This is a genomic window from Candidatus Electronema sp. TJ (genome assembly GCF_048287355.1).
GTDB lineage: Bacteria > Desulfobacterota > Desulfobulbia > Desulfobulbales > Desulfobulbaceae > Electronema.
The window spans coordinates 2912-5017 of record NZ_JBLWEP010000122.1 but is presented as its reverse complement, the minus strand read 5'-3'; the positions used below and the strand labels follow the sequence as shown (position 1 = coordinate 5017).

The 2106-nt window shown below is 59.6% G+C and carries 2 protein-coding genes and 1 pseudogene; all 3 read right to left on the bottom strand.

Going from position 1 to position 2106, the window contains the following annotated elements; translation table 11 throughout:
- Positions 1 to 689: class I tRNA ligase family protein (locus tag ACNKID_RS09225; protein ID WP_417913138.1), on the bottom strand; the 689-nt coding region annotated here is incomplete at its 3' end.
- Between the two features lie 169 nt (positions 690 to 858).
- The gene (gene fbp / locus ACNKID_RS09220) at positions 859 to 1860 is read right to left on the bottom strand and encodes a class 1 fructose-bisphosphatase (protein WP_417913137.1); all 1002 of its coding nucleotides are present in this window, start codon (positions 1858 to 1860) and stop codon (positions 859 to 861) included.
- Between the two features lie 39 nt (positions 1861 to 1899).
- Positions 1900 to 2106, bottom strand: a pseudogene (locus ACNKID_RS09215) (peptidase M17); the annotation flags it as partial.

Below are 2106 nucleotides of genomic sequence, written 5' to 3'. Positions count from 1 at the left end.
TCCTGCCCGGCCAGCTCAGGAATGATCCCGCTGAAATCGTCGGCAAAGGGGAATTTAACATAAATTGAGGGCGAGCTGTGGTTATAATACTCAACCTCGGCCTCAGCCAAGGCGGTGCGGCAGCTTGAACACCAGTAAACCGGCTTTTTTGAGCGCACCACCCCGCCGTTGAGCAGAAAACGGTTGAACTCACGGGCAATAGCGGCCTCGTAGCCGTAGCTCATGGTCAGATAGGGATTGTCCCAGTCGCCGAGCACGCCCAGCCGCCGGAACTGCGCCTTCTGCGCGGCAATCCACTGCTCGGCGTATTTGCGGCAGGCCCCGCGCTTCTCCAGCGTGGAAATCACCTCTTTGCGCTCGCCCAGCTCCTTGTCCACGTTGTGCTCAATCGGCAGGCCGTGGCAGTCCCAGCCCGGCACATAGGGCGCATTGAACCCGGCCATCCGCCGCGATTTAAGAATAATATCCTTGAGCACCTTGTTGAAGGCCGTGCCGAGATGGATGTTGCCGTTGGCGTAGGGCGGGCCGTCATGGAGGATGAACAGGGGCCGGTCCGCCGCAGCCTGCTGGAGCTTCTCGTACAGCTTCTCCCTGTCCCAGCGTTCCAGATACTGCGGCTCCTTCTGGGTCAGGCTGGCCTTCATGTTGAACCCGGTCTTGGGCAGGTTCAGAGTGTCCCGGTAATCCATTTTCTCTCGCGGATGTGGTTGTTTGTTCAAGCCTGTCCCGGCGGACGGCGCAGGCCGGAGGCAAAACTAAGGGATTTTACTCTGACAGCGGCAAGATGCAAGGGAAAAGGGGCTGTCAGTGAGAAGGCGGCAGGGCGGACGATGCCGCGCACGCTTTCCGTTCTCCTGTTCAGCTCTTGAAATACTGCTCGGCCAGCGTGACTTCCTCCTTGGAGCCAATGATCAGCGGCACCCGCTGATGCAGGTCGTCCGGCTGGATGTCGAGTATGTTCCGGCCTGTGTCGTCAATGGCACGGCCTCCGGCCTGCTCGGCGAGCAGGGCCAGCGGCGCGGCCTCGTAGAGCAGGCGCAACTTGCCTTTGCCGCTTTTCCGGTCGCGGGGATAGACAAAGACCCCGCCCTTGATCAGGTTGCGGTGGAAATCCGCCACTAACGAGCCGATATAGCGCAGACTGTAGGAGCGTTCGCCGCGCTCATCCAAATCCTTCAGATGCTCGATGTAGGCGCGGGTGTTGTCATGCCAGTAGCGGGAATAGGCCTCGTTGATGCTGTAATACTTGGCTTTCGGCGGAATTTTGATGTCAGGATGGGAGAGGAAGAACTCGCCCACGCTGGGATCAAGGGTGAAGCCCTGCACGCCCTCGCCGACCGTATAGACCAGCATGGTGCTGGAGCCGTAGATGATGTAGCCCGCCGCCACCTGCTCGCTTCCCTTTTGGAGCAAATCGCCGATCTCGCCTTGGCCGTTCTGGCTTTTCCGGCGGTGGATGGAAAAAATCGTGCCGATGCTGACATTCACGTCAATATTAGACGAGCCGTCCAGCGGATCAAAGGCCACAGTGTATTTGCCCGCGTAGCCGTCCAGCACTGGAATCGCGCCTTCATCCTCTTCCGAAGCCATGATGCAGACATAGCCGCACTGCTCCATCCGCCGTTTGATGGTCAGGTTGGCGAAGTCGTCTAATTTCTGCACCTGCTCGCCTTGAACATTGACTTGACCTGACTGCCCCAGAATCCCGGCCAGCCCGGCCATGTTGACCTCAGCACTGATGATTTTGGCGGCAACGATCAGATCGTTGAGCAGGCTGGTCAGCTCGCCGGTGGCTTCGGGATGCCGCCGCTGGCTGTCCATAATCTGGCGGCTGACGGTGATGCCCTTGCGTTTTGGCATGTCGCGCTCTCCTTGCTGTGAAGTTCAGTGATTTCAGATTCAGGGCTGCTTGGCCGCAGGCTGCCAGCTGCGCACCAGATTGAGCAGGGTGCGCACGCCGATCCCGGACGGCCCTTTCGGCACATAGCTCTTTTCCGTAAAGCTCCATGCGGTGCCTGCAATGTCGAGATGCGCCCACGGGGTGTCGCCGACAAATTCTTGCAAATAGGCGGCGGCAGTGATGGTGCCCGCCTCCTTGCCGCCGCT

Coding starts and splice junctions, on each gene's coding strand:
- fbp (WP_417913137.1), bottom strand. CDS start 1,860: ATGCCAAAACGCAAGGGCATCACCGTCAGCCGCCAGATTATGGACAGC.